Annotated in this window: 16 protein-coding genes and 2 tRNA genes; 12 read left to right on the forward strand and 6 right to left on the reverse strand. The window is 69.9% G+C overall.

Annotated features, from left to right (window positions below; translation table 11 throughout):
• Window positions 1-481: 481 nt before the first annotated feature.
• The 4 genes from Apa02nite_RS12065 (at window position 482) to Apa02nite_RS12080 (ending at window position 3517) form a co-directional block, all read left to right on the forward strand.
• Window positions 482-649 (forward strand): hypothetical protein, encoded by a 168-nt coding sequence (locus Apa02nite_RS12065; protein WP_157441815.1) that lies wholly within the window; start codon window positions 482-484, stop codon window positions 647-649.
• Window positions 650-856: 207 nt separating this feature from the next.
• Window positions 857-2131: a glycoside hydrolase family 12 protein gene (locus tag Apa02nite_RS12070; protein WP_203825116.1), complete on the forward strand. Its 1275-nt coding sequence runs from the start codon at window positions 857-859 to the stop codon at window positions 2129-2131.
• Between the two features lie 41 nt (window positions 2132-2172).
• Window positions 2173-2691, forward strand: coding sequence for a SigE family RNA polymerase sigma factor (locus Apa02nite_RS12075; protein ID WP_203825117.1), 519 nt, complete (start codon window positions 2173-2175; stop codon window positions 2689-2691).
• The gene (locus Apa02nite_RS12080; protein ID WP_203825118.1) at window positions 2684-3517 is read left to right on the forward strand and encodes a hypothetical protein; all 834 of its coding nucleotides are present in this window, start codon (window positions 2684-2686) and stop codon (window positions 3515-3517) included. The genes Apa02nite_RS12075 and Apa02nite_RS12080 overlap by 8 nt, the downstream gene beginning before the upstream one ends.
• Window positions 3518-3536: 19 nt before the next feature.
• Here Apa02nite_RS12080 and Apa02nite_RS12085 read toward each other — a convergent pair whose 3' ends face one another.
• The 3 genes from Apa02nite_RS12085 to Apa02nite_RS12095 form a co-directional block, all read right to left on the reverse strand.
• Window positions 3537-3992 (reverse strand): hypothetical protein, encoded by a 456-nt coding sequence (locus tag Apa02nite_RS12085; RefSeq protein ID WP_203825119.1) that lies wholly within the window; start codon window positions 3990-3992, stop codon window positions 3537-3539.
• A gap of 141 nt (window positions 3993-4133) precedes the next feature.
• Window positions 4134-5402: a L,D-transpeptidase gene (locus tag Apa02nite_RS12090; protein ID WP_203825120.1), complete on the reverse strand. Its 1269-nt coding sequence runs from the start codon at window positions 5400-5402 to the stop codon at window positions 4134-4136.
• A gap of 153 nt (window positions 5403-5555) precedes the next feature.
• The gene (locus tag Apa02nite_RS12095; protein ID WP_203825121.1) at window positions 5556-6791 is read right to left on the reverse strand and encodes a L,D-transpeptidase; all 1236 of its coding nucleotides are present in this window, start codon (window positions 6789-6791) and stop codon (window positions 5556-5558) included.
• A 132-nt stretch (window positions 6792-6923) separates the two neighbouring features.
• On the opposite strand from Apa02nite_RS12095, the gene Apa02nite_RS12100 reads away from it, so the two are divergent.
• From Apa02nite_RS12100 to Apa02nite_RS12110, 3 genes are all read left to right on the forward strand, one after another.
• A tRNA-Lys gene (locus Apa02nite_RS12100) sits at window positions 6924-6996 on the forward strand.
• Window positions 6997-7068: 72 nt separating this feature from the next.
• Window positions 7069-8040, forward strand: a complete 972-nt coding sequence (locus tag Apa02nite_RS12105) for an SEC-C metal-binding domain-containing protein (protein ID WP_203825122.1) — start codon at window positions 7069-7071, stop codon at window positions 8038-8040.
• Window positions 8041-8076: 36 nt separating this feature from the next.
• Window positions 8077-8152, forward strand: a tRNA-Lys gene (locus Apa02nite_RS12110).
• Window positions 8153-8216: 64 nt separating this feature from the next.
• On the opposite strand, the gene Apa02nite_RS12115 is transcribed toward Apa02nite_RS12110, so the two are convergent.
• A complete protein-coding gene (locus tag Apa02nite_RS12115) occupies window positions 8217-8426 on the reverse strand; it encodes a hypothetical protein (protein ID WP_203825123.1) in 210 nt (69 codons plus the stop codon).
• 240 nt (window positions 8427-8666) lie between these two features.
• The gene (locus Apa02nite_RS12120; protein WP_203825124.1) at window positions 8667-10463 is read right to left on the reverse strand and encodes a glycoside hydrolase family 9 protein; all 1797 of its coding nucleotides are present in this window, start codon (window positions 10461-10463) and stop codon (window positions 8667-8669) included.
• A 112-nt stretch (window positions 10464-10575) separates the two neighbouring features.
• On the opposite strand from Apa02nite_RS12120, the gene Apa02nite_RS12125 reads away from it, so the two are divergent.
• Complete coding sequence (locus tag Apa02nite_RS12125) at window positions 10576-11205, forward strand: NADPH-dependent FMN reductase (protein ID WP_203825125.1); 630 nt, start codon at window positions 10576-10578, stop codon at window positions 11203-11205.
• On the opposite strand, the gene Apa02nite_RS12130 is transcribed toward Apa02nite_RS12125, so the two are convergent.
• Window positions 11202-12719: a sulfatase family protein gene (locus Apa02nite_RS12130; RefSeq protein WP_203825126.1), complete on the reverse strand. Its 1518-nt coding sequence runs from the start codon at window positions 12717-12719 to the stop codon at window positions 11202-11204. The two genes, Apa02nite_RS12125 and Apa02nite_RS12130, sit on opposite strands and share 4 nt — an antisense overlap.
• Before the next feature lie 466 nt (window positions 12720-13185).
• On the opposite strand from Apa02nite_RS12130, the gene Apa02nite_RS12135 reads away from it, so the two are divergent.
• Genes Apa02nite_RS12135 through Apa02nite_RS12150 form a run of 4 tightly spaced genes read left to right on the forward strand, consistent with a single transcriptional unit; the run spans window position 13186 to window position 16701 of the window.
• Window positions 13186-14259 carry an ABC transporter substrate-binding protein gene (locus Apa02nite_RS12135; protein WP_239164265.1) on the forward strand — a complete coding sequence of 358 codons (1074 nt, stop codon included), beginning with the start codon at window positions 13186-13188 and terminating at the stop codon, window positions 14257-14259.
• A 23-nt stretch (window positions 14260-14282) separates the two neighbouring features.
• Window positions 14283-15077 (forward strand): ABC transporter ATP-binding protein, encoded by a 795-nt coding sequence (locus Apa02nite_RS12140; RefSeq protein ID WP_203825127.1) that lies wholly within the window; start codon window positions 14283-14285, stop codon window positions 15075-15077.
• A complete protein-coding gene (locus Apa02nite_RS12145; RefSeq protein ID WP_203825128.1) occupies window positions 15074-15832 on the forward strand; it encodes an ABC transporter permease in 759 nt (252 codons plus the stop codon). The genes Apa02nite_RS12140 and Apa02nite_RS12145 overlap by 4 nt, the downstream gene beginning before the upstream one ends.
• The gene (locus Apa02nite_RS12150; RefSeq protein ID WP_203825129.1) at window positions 15829-16701 is read left to right on the forward strand and encodes an ABC transporter permease; all 873 of its coding nucleotides are present in this window, start codon (window positions 15829-15831) and stop codon (window positions 16699-16701) included. Before Apa02nite_RS12145 ends, Apa02nite_RS12150 begins: the two co-directional genes overlap by 4 nt.
• Window positions 16702-17104: the final 403 nt, after the last annotated feature.

Raw genomic sequence — 17104 nt, forward strand, 5'->3', positions numbered from 1 at the left:
GAGTCCGCGCCCGGCACCGCAGGGCGGTGAAAGTCCGCGCTGAGGCGGGTTCGGGGGCGGTAGGGGTACGCGATCGGGTTGTGCGTGCGGTTGCCGCCCGCCTGTGGGCGGCGCACGCACGCAATCTGGCATCGCGGGCTCCCGCCGCCCCGAGGGCGGTCCATGCGCCCGCTCGGCATCGTGCCCGGGGTCGTTTCGGCGGCCGTGGCTGCTCGCCGGGTGGATCCGGCGAGCGCGTGTGGTGTCCGGGTTCGGCCCGGTGGCCGTGACCGTGTGCCGGGCGGGACCGGCCTCGCGGAGTCGACAGGTTTCTTTATTGTCTATTCTTCGATCGGCAGGAAACTTGATCTTCTCGAATTTGGAGTGATACTTTCCCGGCTCGACATGGCTGGGCCGTAAGAAATCCTGCGTATAGGCATCTGCGCGGAAGAATTTTCTGCACCCGGCGAAGCTGTGCGCTACCTATGCGTAAGGGAGAGAGATGACTCGGGTCGGGGGCATCGCCTACTTCCTCGTCATCGTCACCCTGATCGTGCTGGGCTTCGTCATCCGGCCGTGTTTCTGGATCGGGCTCACCGTGGCCACGGTCACCATGGTCGCGGCGTGGCTGCTCGAGTTGCTGCTCGGCCGGGGGTGCCGTTCTCGCTGAGCGGCGTATGTCCGCAGGGCATGGGGGCCGGCCGGGGTGAACGGGGGCCGGCCGTCCCCCATGGGCGCGGTCCGGCGCCCGGAAAGCGGAGCGGGGCGGGCGAACGGAAAGCTCGGGTGGGAAAAACTTCCTGGGAGCGCGCAACCTTTCCGCCCCCGGGTGCCACTGGGTGGGTGATCAACACTCATCTCCCCGGGAGTTCCCCTGATGCTCGCCAAGCGTTTCGTCGTGCCACTCGCGGTGGCGGCCCTCGGTTCCGGCGCCGCCGTGTTCGGCGTCCTGAACGCCGATGCCGCCGAGACTGCCGGCTGCGCCGTCACGTACACCGTCAACAGCCAGTGGAATTCCGGCTTCACCGGTGACGTGAAGGTCCGGAACACCGGTGCTTCCGCGGTGAACGGCTGGACACTCGGGTTCGCCTTCCCGTCCGGGCAGAAGCTCGCCTCCGGCTGGAACGGCACCTGGACCCAGACCGGCACCGGCGTCACGGTGACCGACGCCGGGTGGAACAAGAGCCTGGCCGCCGGGTCGACCGTCACGCTCGGCTTCAACGGCACCTGGAGCGGCAGCAATGCGGTACCCACCACGTTCTCCGTGAACGGGGTGACCTGCGGCGCCACGGCCACCACGGCCCCGTCCGCGACGGTCACCGCGAGCGCCACGAAGACCGCGACCGCGTCACCGACGGCCACCAAGAGTGCGACGCCGACGCCGACCGCGACGGCATCCCCGAGCGCGAGCAAGACAGCGAGCGCGACGACGAGCCCGACACCGGCGGCCACCGCCACCAAGGGTGCCGAGAACTGCACCGATTTCGCCGCCCTGATCCGCGGCAAGTACTGGGTCAACAACAACGTCTGGGGCAAGGCCGACGGCACCGGCTCGCAGTGCGTCTGGGAGAACGGCCTCTCCGGCGACAACCTGAGCTGGGGCACGAGCTGGACCTGGGCCGGCGACAACACCAAGGTCAAGTCGTACGGCAGTGCGGTCCTCGGCTGGCACTGGGGCAACAAGACCACCGGCACCGGCCTGCCGGTCCAGCTCAGCGCGGGCAGGACGGTCAAGGCCAGCTGGAATTTCACGGTCACCCAGAAGACCGCGAACGTCATGAACGTCTCGTACGACCTGTGGTTCCACAAGATCGCCAATCCGGACTGGCAGGACCAGCCCACCGACGAGGTGATGGTCTGGCTCTACAAGTCCGGCGGGGCCGGCCCGGTCGGCACCAAGCAGGCGACGGTGACCCTCGGCGGCGCCACCTGGGATCTCTACAAGGGCAACATCGGCTGGGACGTCTACTCGTTCGTACGGACCGCGAACACCACCTCCGCCGACCTGAACCTGACCGATTTCACCACTGACCTGGCGGGGCGGGGATGGCTCGACAAGACCAAGTATCTGTCCAGCGTGCAGGCCGGAACCGAGGTCTTCACCGGCTCGGGGCAGCTCGACACCAGCTCGTACTCGGTGAAGATCAGCTAGCCCGGTCGGCCTGTGTGCCATTGACGGTCAGGAAGTCCCGCGTGCCGGAGCAGGACGCCGAACGCGCCTTCAGGCGCTTCTTCGACGCACACCACACCGATCTGTCGCGCCTCGCGTACCTCGTCACCGGCGAGACGCAGATCGCCGACGATCTGGCGTCGGACGCGTTCGTCGAGGTCTGGCGGCACTGGGAACGGGTGCAGGCGGCGGACAGCCCGATCGCGTACGCCCGGGGCATCGTGACCAACCTGGCCCGCCAGTGGATCAAAAAGCAGACCCGGGAACGCGCCGGCCTGCTGCGGCTCGGCCTGTTGCGCCGGGACCGCGGCGAGACCGACACCCCCGCGATCCTCGACGTGCGCGCGGCTCTGGGGCGGCTTCCGCTCCGGCGCCGCGAGTGCGTCATCCTCCGGTACGCGTTCGACGTGCCGGAGAAGGAGGTCGCCGCGATCCTGGGCATCTCGGTGGGTGCGGTGAAGAGTCACAGCTCGCGGGGCGCCGCCCAGCTGAGTGAGTTCCTCCGGGAGATGCCGCTGATGACGGGAGGTCACCATGGCTGAGCGGCCCCAGAACGACCTGGGTGCGGTGCTGCGCCAGGAGGCCGAGCGGCACCTGCCGGACGGCGACGCGATGTTCGATCGGATCAACCGGCAGCGCTTCGCCGGTACGCCGGCCCCACCGGCTCGCCCGCTGTGGAGTTTCACCGGGCTGCGGCCGATGGCGGCGGCCTTCTCGGTGGCGGCCACCCTGGTGGCCGGGTTCACCGGGATCAAGCTGCTCACCAGCGACGAACCGGAACGGACACCGACCGCGACGACCGGCACCGCCTCGGCCGCGCCGACCAGCCGGCCACCCCTGCCGGTCACCACCCGGCCGAGCCCGTCCGCGGCCGGCACGCCGAAGCACACCACCACCACCACCACCGGCGGCGGCGGGCCCACCGGCCGGCCGCACGCCAGCCGGTCCAGTGCTGCGGCGCCGCCGGCGTTCCAGCCGGTGTCCGGTTTCGTCAGCTCGTCCGGGGTGATCAACGAGTACTCGACGGACACCTGGGGGCAGAGCGACGTGACGATCACCAACACCCGGCAGATCACCGCGCTGGACCTGGCGATCAGCGTGGCCCGGACCGCGGGCGTGGCGAACACCGGCAACTGGAGCACGGTGCCCGGCTCGATGATCACGATCACCCTGGCCGAGGAGAAGGACGCGCTGATCTACCGCTTCACCCTGAAGCCGGGCGGCGTCCTCGCGGCCGGCAGCTACGTCTTCGCGGCCCAGTACCAGCAGGCCGGGAAGCGCGACCCGGGCGCCGACCTCTACGGCGCGGTCGCCTCGGCCGGTGAGCAGCGGGCGGAGGTCACGGGGGCCTTCGTCGCGGCGAGCTGAGCCGGGCGCCTGGGCGCGGTCAGTTCACCGCGTCCAGGCCACTGTCCGCGCAGACCTGCGCCATGTCGGCCGCTGCGGCGCTGACCGCGGCGATGGCGTCCGGCTCATCGCCGCTGTCGTGCGAGGCCAGAGCTATGTCGTACGCCTGAGCCAGCGTGGTCGCGGCGTCACCGACCGGTGCGTCCGCCGTGGCACTGGCGTCCGCGATCGCCCGGACCACGCCCGGCTGCATCAGCGACGCGTCGCGGATGGCGGCACCCAGCAGCCCGCAGGTGATCAGGCCGGGCGGGTTGTCGGCCGCCGGGGGGCCGATCGCCGGTGACGCCGTGGCGGCCGGGGCGGGGGAGGGCGGGTCGGCGATCGTGCCCGGTTCGGTCGTCGGCACGGCCGCCGTCGACCCGGGCGCCTGCTCCGAGCCGCAGCCGGTGAGGCCAGCAACCAGGACCAGGGCGACAAGTCGTGCACATGCTGACATTCCAACCACGCTACGGCTTCCGCCCCGGGCGCGGCCGGCGAGGTGGGGGAGGCGGCCCCTGGGGTGCTCCGGTCGTACCGGAAAAAAGAACGCGGACCCGGTCGTCAGTGACCGGGCCCGCGCCGAGCGGGGTGTTGACGATCAGCTCAGGGCGCTGCCCTTCTTGTACTCGTCCCAGCTCATGTTCCAGTCGGTCCAGCCGTTGCCGTTCTTGAGCTTCTCCTCGGTGCCGGACACCGTGATCACGTCGCCCATCAGGGTGCGGCCGAAGAGCCACTTGCCCATCGCCTCGGAGACGTTCACACAGCCGTGCGACACGTTGGACTTGCCCTGCACGCCCTCGGACCACGGGGCGGCGTGGATGAACTGGCCGCTCCAGGTGATCCGCTGCGCGAAGTCGATGTTGGTCTTGTAACCGCCGGCCGGGTCGGTGTCGGTGGTGTCGAAGACGGTGTGCTCCTTCTTCTCGATCACCACCATGGTCCCGCTCGACGACGGCGTGGCCTTCTTGCCCAGGCTGACCGGGATCGTCTTGATCGTCTTGCCGTCCTGCTTGACCGTCATGGCCTTGGTCTTGTTCGAGACGGTCATGACCAGCGAGCGGCCGATCTTCATGTCGACGGTGAGGTCGGAGCGGCCGTACCACCCGTCACCCATCTTCACGCCCTTGAGCTGGACCTTGTAGAAGACCTTCGAGTACGCCTTCCAGTACACCTTCGGCCGGAAGTGCACCTCGGTGGGGCTGATCCAGTGCCAGGTGCCCTCCTGCGCGGGCGTGGCGGTGACCACCATCTTGCGTTCGACGTCCGCCCGGTACTTCTCCGGGATCGCCCGGCCGAACTTGATGATCAGCGGCATGCCGACGCCGACGGTGTTGCCGTCGCCGAGGAAGCTCGTCACCCGGACCAGGTTCGCCGGCTTCTTCATCGTGGTGAACGTGCTGGTGACCGTGTTGTTCTTGCCCTCGGCGGCCGGGGTGCTGACCGTGGCGGTGTACTCACTGCCCCAGTCCATCGACTGGGCGGGGTGCCAGACGCTGTCGTCCTTGTCGACGGTTCCCTTGACCTCTTCGCCCTGGGAATCCGTCACCTTGACGGTGGTGTTGTCCGGGTCCTCGCTGGTGTACTTCACGTCGGACCAGGCCTCGACGCCGGTGGCGGCGGCGGCCGGCGAGGTCACCGCGACGGTGCTCAGCGTGGGCTCGGGCGATGGGGCGCCGGCGGCGTTGCCGGTGGCATCGCCGGAACCGCCACCGTTCCAGCTCGGTGTCTTGCTGCCGCTGCACGCGGCGGTGAAGAGCAGACTCCCGGCCAGCAGCGCGACCATGGCCGTGCGCACCCGGCGCCGACCGCTGCCGGCCGGCTGGCTCAGCCCCGCCGACCTCAGCCCTGCCGACTGAACTTGATCCATTTCCATGGTCCCCTCACGGCGTCGTATCTCCCCCGGCGCCCAATACTGCTCCACAAAAGCCAGTTGACCAATCCCGGATTCGTGCCGGTACTCACTGCTTGCCCTATCGGTGTGACCGGGCAAACGCTGAATCGGACCGTGTCGCGAGGCCGGTCAGCCGAGGCCCGCGGGCACCGGGAGCGCACTGCCCTCGGCGAACTTCTCCCAGCTCACGTCCCATGGCGTCCAGCCGTTGCCGTAGTCCAGTTTGTCGCCGGTGCCCTTCACCGTGACCGGGTCGCCGACAAGCGTCTTGTCGAACAGCCAGGTCGCGTTCGAGGGGGAAACGTTGACACATCCGTGCGACACGTTCCGGCGACCCTGTGCGCCCGTCGACCACGGCGCGGAATGGATGTACTGGCCACTCCAGGTCAGCCGCTGCGCGTAATCGATCGGGGTCTTGTAGCCGTTCTCCGGGTCGGTGTCGGTGGTGTCGAAGACGGTGTGCGACATCTTCTCGATGATCACCATGGTGCCGCTGGAGGACGGGGTGCTCGACTTGCCGAGGCTCACCGGCATGGTCTTGACCACCTTGTCGTCCTTGAGGACGGTCATCTTCTTGGTGGCGTTGTCGACCTTCATCACGAACTTGCGCCCGATCTTGGCGGTCGCCGCCCGGTCCTTGTCGCCGTAGAAGCCCTTGCCGGTGGGCAGGCCACCGACCGCGATCCGCACCTTCAGCGTGGTGCCGGACTGCCAGAACTCCGGGGCGCGGTAATACGCCTGAGTGCCGCTGGACGTCCAGGACCAGGTGCCCGGCTGGGCCGGCGTGGTCTCGACGAACATCCGCTTCTGCACGGCGGCCCGGTCGGCCTTCTTGATGCCCGGGTTGAACTCGACCACCACCGGCATGGCCACGCCATACGTGTAGTCGTCGAACAGGTAGAGGCCGGTGCCGGTGCGCTTGCCGGGCGCGCCCATCGTGGTGAAGCTGGTCTTCGCCGTGGTGGTGGTGCCGTCGGCGGCGGTCGCGGTGACCTGCGCGGCGTACGTCTGGTTGGTCTTCAGGGTCTTGCCCGGCACCCACGCCGAACCGTCCGTGCGCAGCTCGCCGGCGACGGCCTTGCCTTTGCTGTCGGTCAGCTGGACCGAGGTGACCTCGCCGTTGCTCACCTTCAGCCCGATCTCCGCGCTGACCGGCACGTTCTTCTTGCCGGCCGCCGGAGTGACGGACACCGTGGCGGGCCCGGCGTCGACGGTGGCGCTCTCCGGGATCGGTGCCGTGGAGGTGGCCGGCCCGGCGCTCGCCGCAACGGCGGCCTCCGGCGACTTGTCATCGCCGCAGGCCGCTAGCGGCACAGTCACGGCCAGTGCGAGCAGCGTCGCCACACAGCGGCGGAGGTCAAGCATGGTCGTGCCCCGTTCTGGAGTTCTCGGCGCAGACATCGTGACGCACGCGCGCAAATTCCGGGTCCCCCTTAAGGAGGGAAGCGGTCGATTTCAAGGATCTCCGGGGGCCGTGCTACCGTTTTCTCGTTGCCAGCGCCGCTAGCTCAACTGGCAGAGCAGCGGACTCTTAATCCGCGGGTTGTAGGTTCAAGTCCTACGCGGCGCACAACGTGATCAAGGCCGCGTCACCTCCGGGTGGCGCGGCCTTCGTCGTATCCGGGTGGGGTTAGGGTTGCCCGTGCCTTCCGACGCCACGGTCACCCTCGATGACCTCGACATCCTCGCCCACCAGGCCTTCGACCTGGACGACCCGATGCCGGTCGTCGCCGATCTGGTCGACGCGGTCGAGCAGAACCGGCTGGCCGATCCGGCCGACGCCTCGCACGCGCTGCTACTCGCCTCCGAGTTGGCCGAGCAGGCCGGTGATCTTCCGGCGGCCCTCGGGTATGCCGAGCGGGCCACCACGGCGCCGGGTGGCGGTCCGTTCGCCCGGTCCTGCTGGGCGGAGCTCCTGGTGAAGTCGGGACGCGAGGACGAGGGGCTCGAGCAGTTCGCCGCGGTGCGGCCCGAGCTGCTCCGCGATCCGCTGGCCGCGTCGTACGTCCCGGCCGCCCTGGAGGCCTGTGACCGGGCCACGGTGGCCCTGGAGTGGCTGACCGAGGCGGTCCGCACGGTGATCGAGCGCGCCCCGCGGGACGAGCCGGACTACGCCGAGGTCGAGCTGCTGTTCGCGCTGATCAAGGAGCGGCACCGGGTGCGCGAGGGCCTGGAGCTGTCCCACGACGACCTGGACGACCTCTACCACGAGATGGAGGCCGCGGTGGAGGCGCCGGAGCCGGACGAGGGCCGCGCGGTGCTCTTCTGGCCGGAGCCGGAGCTGGCCACGCTGCTGGCCCGCTGGCCGGAGCAGGCCGAGGCGTACGGCGCGGACTGGGACCGGCACCGGGAGCTGCTGGAGCAGACCCTGGCGACCTGGTCGTCGTCCGGGGTGATGCGGCTGGGGCTGTTCCGGGGCTCGGTCGACGGGCTCGTCGCGTTCGCCGCCGCGACGGGTGTCGAGCCGGACGATCCGGCGGTGCACACCGACTACGCCGACACGATCGGCGACCAGGGCGGCGCCGTCGTGTGGCCGCCGCAGCGCAACGCTCCGTGTTGGTGCGGTTCCGGCGCCAAGTACAAGAAGTGCTGTCTGCCCCGTTCGCGAGGCTGACCCCGGGGGTGTGCTAGCGTTCTCTCTCGTTGGCCAGCGCCGCTAGCTCAACTGGCAGAGCAGCGGACTCTTAATCCGCGGGTTGTAGGTTCAAGTCCTACGCGGCGCACCACGCAGGAGAACGGCCCCGGGTTTCCCGGGGCCGTTCTTCTTTCTCTCGGCCAGGTCGATTTCTCTCAACCGGCTCGACCGTTGATCAAGGCGCGGTCCAGCGGGTTCAGGCAGACCAGGGCCACTCGGCTGCAGAAGTCCTCACTCCCGGCGTCGTGCCGGGTCAGCCAGGCCGCACCGGCCATGGTCTCGCCGCACATCGCCGCGGTGTACTCGACCGTCCGGGCCGGCTCGGGCCGCCCGTCGATCTCCACCGTGAGGTCGGATTGCGCCATTGCAGATCACACTCCCGATCGTTGTCGACTGCCGGTCGCATCGGGCAGGCGGTACGGCCGCCACCGTTCCGGGCATCCCTGCCCGACGCGACTCGCCTCGGGATACGCCTACCGTCCGTAATCAGTTCACCGATCCGGGACAGTGGCACGTTTTCCTTGGTGGATCTTCGCTCCCGGCCTCAGTGGATCTTTCCTCCGGTCTCTGTGGATCCTTTTGTCTCCGGTCTCCGGTCTCCGGTCTCAGTGGATAAGGGCGAAGGCCAGCATGCCGGTGGCGGTGAAGTCGATCGACGGCTCGTTCGTCGCGGAGATCCGCATGTCGTCCACGTACTGCGCGTCCGCCCGGTCGAAGGTCGCGTAGGACCCGGCGGAACAGAGCGTGCTGGGCGACTCCGAGGCGAGCGACTCGACCCGGTCGGCGGTGTTCGGCCCGTTGACCACGCCCCCGGTCATCGACGAGCGGGTCAGCGTGCCGATCTGGTCGTGCGGGCACTGCGGGTAGACGTCCCCGGCGCCGATGACCAGCGACATCCCCCAGCCGTTGGCGCCCAGGGCGACGGCGCGCTGGGCGGTGGCGAACGCCGCGTACCGGTCGTCGCCGGTCATCTGCCGGTAGAGCGTGGCGGTGGCCGCCCAGCCCAGCTGCCGGGCCGCGTAGTCCGAGCCGCCGGTGCCGGTGGCCGCGCCCATCGGATCGGCGGCGGCCGCCTTCACCGCCTTGTCCAGGCGGCCGCGCATGTCCTGGACGAGCACGGTGGACGGCGCCAGCCGGTACAGCTCGGCGTCGGCGATCGGGTCGACGTCGTAAACGGTCAGGCCGTCGTCGCCCCCGCCGGCCTCGTCGGCCCAGCGGGTCGCCTGCGCGGTCCACTCGGCGACCCGCTTGTCGCCGAGCGCCTTCGCGGCCAGAGCGAGCTCGGCGGCGCCCAGCGCCAGGTCGTCGGCCCAGGTCTCCTCCGGGTAGAACGCGTTCGGCACGGTGGTGACCAGGTCGCCGTCGGTACCGGTGTTCGCCTGCCCGAAGATCTTGGCGGCGGTGTCCAGGTGGGACCGGGCCGCGGCGGGGTCGGTGCCCGCCTCCCGCTGGGCGGCGAGCGCGAACGCGGCGGCCACCCGGCCGGCCAGGTTCGGGCTGATCGGGTCGCCCGGGTCTGCGGCCCGGAACACCGGCCGGTAGCGCTGGTAGTAGCGCTGGTCGCCGGGCTCCACGGCCAGACCGTCGTCGGCCTGGGGCAGTCGCCAGCTGTCGTGGTCACCCAGGAACTCGTCGTTCCCGGCCACGCCGACCTGGGTGTAGAGCACGCCGTCGCGGTACATCCTGGTCAGCCAGGACATCCCGTGGTCGATCTCGGCGGCCAGGGTGGCGGGGGCCGGGCCGTCCCGTTGCACGAGTTGCATGGCGATCAGGGCGTAGGCCGTGGTGTGGGTGAACTTGAGGTAGTCGCCGGCGTCGTACCAGCCGCCCTCGGCGTCGATCGTGGTGCCGGTGGCGGTCAGCGAGGTGTCGTCGTCATCGGGCGTCTGGTAGACCCTCGCGGACTTGTCGTCCAGGTGTGCGGCGGCCCGCTGCCAGGGGCCGTCGACCTGGTCGGCGCCGTCCCGGTGCGCCTGGAAGTAGCGGACCGAATCGGCCACGAGCGGGGGGTAGAGCTTGCCGGCGGCGTCGATCCGGAACGCCGGGGACTCCGCGGTGACGCGGTCGTTCACGCGTACCCGATAGGTGCCCGGCGTGCGCAGCGCACTGAGGTCAACGGGATTGATCGCGCGATAGCGCGGATTCCAGGCGCCCCGGCTGGGTCCGGCCGTGGTGGCGAGCACCTCGCGTCCGTGCTCGTCGACCACTGTGGCCTTCGCGCCGGCGGCGTCGGCCGGGGCCAGCAGCATCGCGATCTTGGTTTCCCGATCGGCCCAGCCGACCTGGTCGACCCGGATCACGGCGGCGGGCAGCACCGGCCGGGGCGCCGGCCGCGGCGCCTCACAAGAGGTGGTCAGGAGCAGGATCAAAATCAACGGTACGCACCGCAGGCGGAACCTCACGAGGCGCAAGCTTCACCGAGTGAACGATCGGACGGACGCACCGGGTGTGCGCCAAACATCTGACAGTTCGCTGTGAGCGGGGCGTTCGGCACGGGGACGTAAGGTCGGCGCCATGACCTGCGTCCTGCTGATCTCGGGGAGCACCCGGGAGGGCTCGCTGCACTCCGCGGCCCTGCGTACCGCCGTCCGGGTCGCCCCGTACGAGGTCGACGCCGTCTTCTATCCGGGGCTGGCCGGGCTGCCGGCGTTCGTGCCCGGTGATCCGGCGCCGCCGGAATCGGTGGCCGACCTCCGCCGCCGGGTGGTCGCCGCGGACGTGCTGCTGTTCAGCACCCCGGAATACGCCGGCTCGCTGCCCGGCAGCCTGAAGAACCTGCTCGACTGGCTGGTCGACGGCGGCGAGTTGACCGGGAAGGCGGCGGCCTGGCTGTCCGTTGTCGCGCCGGGCCGGGACGACGGCGCCCGGGCCGGGCTGGAGTCGGTGCTCGAGCACGGCGGGGCGCGGCTGCTGCGCCCGGCCTGCGTACGGCTGCCGCTGGACATCCGCACCGTGGACGAGCACGGCCTGGTCGCCGACCCGCGGCTGCACACCGCGCTGCGGGACATGCTGCAGGCGATGGTCCGGTCACACACGCCGTCGCCGGAGCCGCGTCGTGAGCCGTCCTGGCAGGTGCACTCCAGCATGTACCCGGTGATCAGCCGTACCGACATGCCGTCGTTCGGGCGCCGTACGCCGTTCTAGCTTCCGGACCTTCGGGATCGCCCGGCGGTCGCGCAGGCGCTCTGGCCTTCGCAGGCGGTCAGGGTCAGCACCTGCTGGTGCAGCTGGGCCAGCCGCTGCGGGGTGAGCTGGGCGATGACGTTGTCGAGCATCGCCGGGTCGGTGGTCCGGTCGTAGAACTCCTTCGACCCGTCCACGTACTCGACGTAGGTGAAGGTCCTGGTGCGCAGCGCGTTGTAGGCCGGCGGGATGTTCGCGCTGTCCCGCTCGTAGTCCGGGTCGTGCGGGTCGGTGGCCGGGTCCCGGTGCTCGATCAGCGCGGTGTCCCGCCAGTCCGGCGGGGTGACGCCGGAGAGCAGCGGCACGAGGCTGCGCCCGTCCACCTCCGGGGTGGGTGCTGTCGTACCGGCCAGCTCGGCGAAGGTGGGGCGCAAGTCGATGTTCTCCACCACGGCGGGCACGGTCTGCCCGGCCCGGACGCCCGGACCGGCCACGACCAGCGGCACGTTCACGTCGGTGTCGAAGGCGGTCTGCTTGCCGGAGGTCAGCCGGTACTCACCCATGTGGTAGCCGTTGTCGGAGTTGAACACCACGATCGTGTCACCGGCCACGCCGGCCCGGTCCAGGGTCGCCCGCAGTGAGGTGATCATCCGGTCGACCGACTGGACGGCCTGCACCCGGCGGCGGAACTCCAGGTCGAGGGTCTGCCGCTGCTTCGTGGTCAGCGGCGCGTGGCGGGACAGCCAGTGCGGCGCGTGGTCCGGGATCGTGTCGTAGGCGGCCGTCCGGGGTGCCTTGACGTCCAGGAACTTCGACGTGTCCGCGACCGCCGGGGTGTACGGCGAGTGCGGCGTGTAGGTGGCCACCTCCATCATGAACGGCCGGCCGCTCGCCGCCGCGGTGGTGATGAACGCCGACGCCTTCGCGGAGAGCACGTCGGTCAGGTAGTCCTGGGGCCGGTGGCCGTACGTGGTCACCACGCCGTTCTCGTTCAGCGCGTAGTCGTAGTTCTGGTAGGCGTTGCCGCCCACGTACCACTCGTCCCAGCCCGGCGGGACGTACGGCCGGCCGGTGCCCTGGGTGTTCCTGGGCAGGTACTCGTTGAGGTACTTGCCCAGGAAGGCGGTGCGGTACCCGGCCGCCTGCAGGTCGGTCGCGAAGGTCGACTTCTCCTCGCCGCGGCTGTGGAAGAGCTGGAACCCGCCGTCCGCGCCGTGATTCTTGAAGATCCCGGTGTGGTGCGGGTACTGACCCCGCAGGATCGAGGCCCGGGACGGGCAGCACAGCGAGTCGGTCACCGTGTAGTCGGTGAACGTCGTGCCCTCCTTCTGCAGGGCGAGGACGCTCGGCAGGTACGGCACCAGGTTCGCCGACAGGTCGTCGGTGAGCACGAAGACGATGTTGGGTCGCGGGTCGCCACCGGTCGCGGTGCTGGGGGCGGGCACGGCGGGCCAGTCGTCGGCCGTGCAGCCGGCCGCCGCCAGCAGGGTGACGGCGAGGACACCGGCGAGGGCACGGCGTAGTCGGGGAATCATGGCGCTGCGGCTGCTCCGTCCGTGCTCCGTCCGGCGGGGTGGTCACTGGAGGTTAGCCGTCGGTGAGATGATCTTTAAAAGAACCTCAAGTGCGGGGACTGCCGCGGGGTTGGTGACGCATAGTGGACACCCGAGACGCTCCCGGAAGGGGAACCATCACCGTGGCCAGCGCAGACCCGCTGTACCCCCGCATCGTTGTGGTCACCGAATGTAGCTGCTGCAGGCCGGAGCGTCCGGTTCGTTCGGCACCACGTCGGCCCCGTCTCCCGGTTCGCCCACCCCGTTCGCCGCGCCGCAGCGGCGGCTGAACCGGCGCCGGCGGCGGTTGCCCCACGGCTCACTCGACCGATTCGACACCTTGCGAAACAAGCAGGTGGAGAGCGCTACATCCCGGCTCAATGCGCGAAACTGCCGCGAAACGAGCCGTGGTTAGCGTCGGGCCCTCTTGAGGGAAAGTGAGCTTCGCGTGACTGCATATATGAACCGGCGGGCCCTGCTGCGTGGTGGCGCCGGACTGGCCGGTCTCGGCATCTCGGCGGCACTGCTCGCCGCGTGTGGCGATGACAGCGACGCGCCCGCGACCTCCGCCTCCGGCGGCGCGAAGAGCTTCGGCGCACTGAACTACCAGCTCTCCTGGGTGAAGAATGTGGAGTTCGCCGGCGCCTACATCGCCGACTCCAAGGGCTACTACACGGCGGCCGGGTTCAGCTCGGTCAACCTGATGGCCGGTGGCCCGAGCGTCAGCCAGGACGCGGTGGTCGCGTCCGGCAAGGCGCTGGTCGGCATCTCCTCGCCGGACATCACCGCGGCCGCCATCCTCAAGGGCGCCGACCTCGTCGTGATCGGCGCGCAGTACCAGAAGAACCCGTTCGCGATCGTCAGTCTCGCCGCGACCCCGCTCACCACCCCGCAGGACCTGATCGGCAAGAAGATCGGCGTGCAGGCCACCAACGAGCCGGTCTGGAACGCGTTCCTCAAGGCGAACAACCTCGACCCCAGCAAGATCACCAAGGTGCCGGCCCAGTTCGACCCGTCCCCGCTGGTCTCCAAGGAGGTCGACGGCTGGTTCTCGTTCTTCACCAACGAGCCGAACCTGCTCAAGATGAAGGGCGTCGACACCGCGGTGATGCTCCTCAACGACCACGGCTACCCGATGGTCTCCGAGGTCTACGTGGTCAAGAAGTCCAGCCTCACCTCGGACCGGGACAAGCTCAAGGCGCTGCTCACCGCGGACATCAAGGGCTGGACCGAGTCGCTTGCCGACCCGAAGGTGGGCGCCGACCTGGCCGCCACCAAGTACGGCAAGGACCTCGGCCTGGACGCGGCCGAGCAGGCCCTCGAGTCGGCCGCCCAGAACACCGTCGTGCAGACCGCGGACACCAAGGCCAACGGCCTGTTCACGATCACCGACGAGCTGGTCGACGAGACCATCAAGACGCTCGCCCTGGGCGGCGTGACCATCAGCAAGGAACAGCTCTTCGACCTCTCCCTGATCAAGGAGCTGTACACCGAGAACCCGTCGCTGAAGGCAGCGTCCTGACCGGGACCGCCGACCGGGGAATTGTGCTGCGCGGTCTGACCAAGCAGTTCGCGATCCGCCGGTCGACCGTCACCGCACTGGACAACGTGGACCTGGACACCCCGGCGGGCGCGTTCGTCGCGCTGCTGGGGCCGTCCGGCTGCGGCAAGTCGACGATTCTGCGCATCCTCGCCGATCTGGAACAGCCCACCTCGGGTGAGGCGTTCGTGCACGGCGAGGCGCCGGCGGCGACCCGGCGCAACCACCACCTCGGTATCGCCTTCCAGGACGCCGCGCTGCTGCCGTGGCGTTCGGTGGAGGCGAACATCCGGCTGCCACTGGAGGTCAGCGGGGTCAAGGTCGACGATCGTACGATCGCGGATCTGATCAAACTGGTCGGGCTGGAAGGTTTCGAGCAGGCGCGCCCGGCGCAGCTCTCCGGCGGTATGCGCCAGCGCGTGGCGATCGCCCGCGCGCTGGTCGTCGAGCCGAAGATCCTGCTGCTGGACGAGCCGTTCGGCGCCCTCGACGAGATGACCCGGCAGCGGCTCAACCTGGAGCTGCAGCGGATCTGGACCGAGCGGGCCACCACGACGCTGCTGGTCACCCACTCGATCGCCGAGGCGGTCTTCCTGTCCGACACGGTCGCGGTGATGAGCGCCCGGCCGGGCCGGATCGTCGCCCAGGTGGAGATCGACCTGCCCCGGCCGCGCACGCCGGAGATGATGCGGACGGCGCGATTCCACGAGCTGGAGGATCAGCTGAGCGCGTTGCTCTTCGACAACGCGTCCGCTCCCGCTTCCGCTGCCTCGGCGGCGGTTGAGGAGCCGGTCGGATGAGGAAGTCGCCGCAGTGGGTGTTCGGCGCCGGCGGACTGCTCACCCTCCTGGTGATCTGGGAGGTGGTCGGGCGGACCGTCTTCGCCGACAGCCGTGCGGTACCGCCACCGACCGCGATCCTCGGGCAGCTCGTCGACGACGGGTTCGGCTTCTACTGGCCCAATGTCGAGACCACGCTGCGCGAAGCCGGGATGGGCTGGCTCTGGGGCAACGCGATCGCGATCGTGCTGGCCGTGGTGATGGTGCAGGTGCCGTTCGTGGAGAAGGCGCTGATGCAGCTCGCGCTGGCCAGCTACTGCCTACCGGTGATCGCTATCGGTCCGGTGCTCGCGGTGCTGTTCAGCGACGACACTCCCAAGGTCATTCTGGCCGCGCTGTCGGTCATCTTCACCACGCTTGTCGGCGCGCTGGTCGGGCTGCGCAGCGCGGACCGCACCAGCCTCGACCTGGTCCGCGCGTACGGCGGGGGCAGCTGGACCCAGCTGTGGCGGGTGCGCCTGCGGGCCAGCCTGCCCAGCCTCTTCGCCGGCCTGCGGATCGCCGCGCCGGCCGCCATGCTCGGCGCGATCATCGGCGAGTACCTGGGCGCCGAATCCGGACTGGGAGTCGCGATGATCAACTCGCAGCAGAGTCTCGCGGTCGAACGGACGTGGGGGATCGCGCTGGTCGCGACCGCCCTCTCCGGCGCCGCCTACGGCCTGACCGCGCTGGTCGGCCGGTTGCTCACGCCGTGGGCGCCGAGGACCGCCCGATGACCGCCCCGGTTGCGGATCCGGTTGCCGCCCCGGTTGCCGCCGCCGCGCCGGTCGGGGCGTCGCTGGACCGGCACGTCGCCCGGCGGGCCGTGCTCCGGCTGGCCAAAGGGGTCGGCGGCGCGCTGCTCTCGGTGGCGGTGATCTGCGGCGTCTGGCAGTTGCTGGTCAAGGGCTTCGACCTGGACCCGTTCCTGACCCGCGGCCCGCTCGACGTCTGGAACTACCTGACCGACCCGGCGAACACCGCGGAACGCGCCCTGCTCCGCGAGGCCAGCCAGGTCACGGCGGTCGACGCGTTCCTCGGCCTGATCGGCGGGGCGGTCGCCGCGCTGGTCACCGCGATCGCCTTCGCGCTGTGGCGCAGCGTCGAGCAGACCCTGCTGCCGATCGCGATGGCGCTGCGGGCGGTGCCGCTCGTCGCGATGACCCCGCTGATCGCCCTGATCTTCGGACGTGGGCTGCTCGCGGTCACGGTCATCGCCGGGATCGTCACGTTCTTCCCGGTGCTGGTGAACGTGTCGCTCGCGCTCCGGTCCGTGCCGAAGTCGTCTGTGGACCTGATGCGGGCCTACGGCGCGTCGCCGTTCGCCACCCTGTTCCGGGTGCAGCTGCCCGGAGCGCTGCCGGCCCTGTTCGCCGCGCTGCGGGTGGCTGCGCCGCTGGCTCTGGTCGGGGCCCTGCTCGCGGAGTGGCTGGCCACCGGCAAGGGGCTCGGCTACCTGATGCTCGCCGCGGTCACCACGTTCGAACTCGATCGCATGTGGACCGGGGTGACCATCGTGACGGTCGCTTCGATCGTGCTCTACACCCTGATCAGCGTGATCGAGCAGCTGACCCTGGCCCGCTACGCCCCCGAACAGGCCCGCTGACGCAGCTCGCAGCCACAGCCACAGCCACCCAAACTCCCCACGCCCGTGGTTGTCACACGTTGCGTGGGGACTTTCGGTGCGCCCCGCGCCCAAACTCCCCACGCTCGGGGTTGTCACGCGTTGTGTGGGGACTTTCGGTGCGTTCCGCGCCCAAACTCCCCATGCTCGGGGGTTTTCAGCCCTGCGTGGGGACTATTGGTTCGCTCCGCGCCCAAACTCCCCACGCTCGGCCGTTCCGGGCGTTGCGTGGGGACTATTGGTTCGCTCCGCGCCCAAACTCCCCACGCTTGGCGGTTGTTGGCCCGGCGTGGGGACGTTGGGTTTGCTTCGTGCTGGACGGCGCTGCGGTTGGAGGTCTGACCGTGACCACCCGCGGACGTCGCCCCGGAGGGGTCCGCGTTCT

The sequence above is a fragment of the Actinoplanes palleronii genome, assembly GCF_016862315.1.
In the GTDB taxonomy this organism is placed as follows: domain Bacteria; phylum Actinomycetota; class Actinomycetes; order Mycobacteriales; family Micromonosporaceae; genus Actinoplanes; species Actinoplanes palleronii.

What these genes read in the sequence shown, in the direction of transcription:
- Apa02nite_RS12130 (WP_203825126.1), bottom strand. Translation starts at nt 12,719, where the DNA reads ATGATTCCCCGACTACGCCGTGCCCTCGCCGGTGTCCTCGCCGTCACC.
- Apa02nite_RS12090 (WP_203825120.1), bottom strand. Translation starts at nt 5,402, where the DNA reads ATGGATCAAGTTCAGTCGGCAGGGCTGAGGTCGGCGGGGCTGAGCCAG.
- Apa02nite_RS12115 (WP_203825123.1), bottom strand. Translation starts at nt 8,426, where the DNA reads ATGGCGCAATCCGACCTCACGGTGGAGATCGACGGGCGGCCCGAGCCG.
- Apa02nite_RS12085 (WP_203825119.1), bottom strand. Translation starts at nt 3,992, where the DNA reads ATGTCAGCATGTGCACGACTTGTCGCCCTGGTCCTGGTTGCTGGCCTC.
- Apa02nite_RS12070 (WP_203825116.1), top strand. Translation starts at nt 857, where the DNA reads ATGCTCGCCAAGCGTTTCGTCGTGCCACTCGCGGTGGCGGCCCTCGGT.
- Apa02nite_RS12150 (WP_203825129.1), top strand. Translation starts at nt 15,829, where the DNA reads ATGACCGCCCCGGTTGCGGATCCGGTTGCCGCCCCGGTTGCCGCCGCC.
- Apa02nite_RS12080 (WP_203825118.1), top strand. Translation starts at nt 2,684, where the DNA reads ATGGCTGAGCGGCCCCAGAACGACCTGGGTGCGGTGCTGCGCCAGGAG.
- Apa02nite_RS12125 (WP_203825125.1), top strand. Translation starts at nt 10,576, where the DNA reads ATGACCTGCGTCCTGCTGATCTCGGGGAGCACCCGGGAGGGCTCGCTG.
- Apa02nite_RS12065 (WP_157441815.1), top strand. Translation starts at nt 482, where the DNA reads ATGACTCGGGTCGGGGGCATCGCCTACTTCCTCGTCATCGTCACCCTG.
- Apa02nite_RS12095 (WP_203825121.1), bottom strand. Translation starts at nt 6,791, where the DNA reads ATGCTTGACCTCCGCCGCTGTGTGGCGACGCTGCTCGCACTGGCCGTG.
- Apa02nite_RS12145 (WP_203825128.1), top strand. Translation starts at nt 15,074, where the DNA reads ATGAGGAAGTCGCCGCAGTGGGTGTTCGGCGCCGGCGGACTGCTCACC.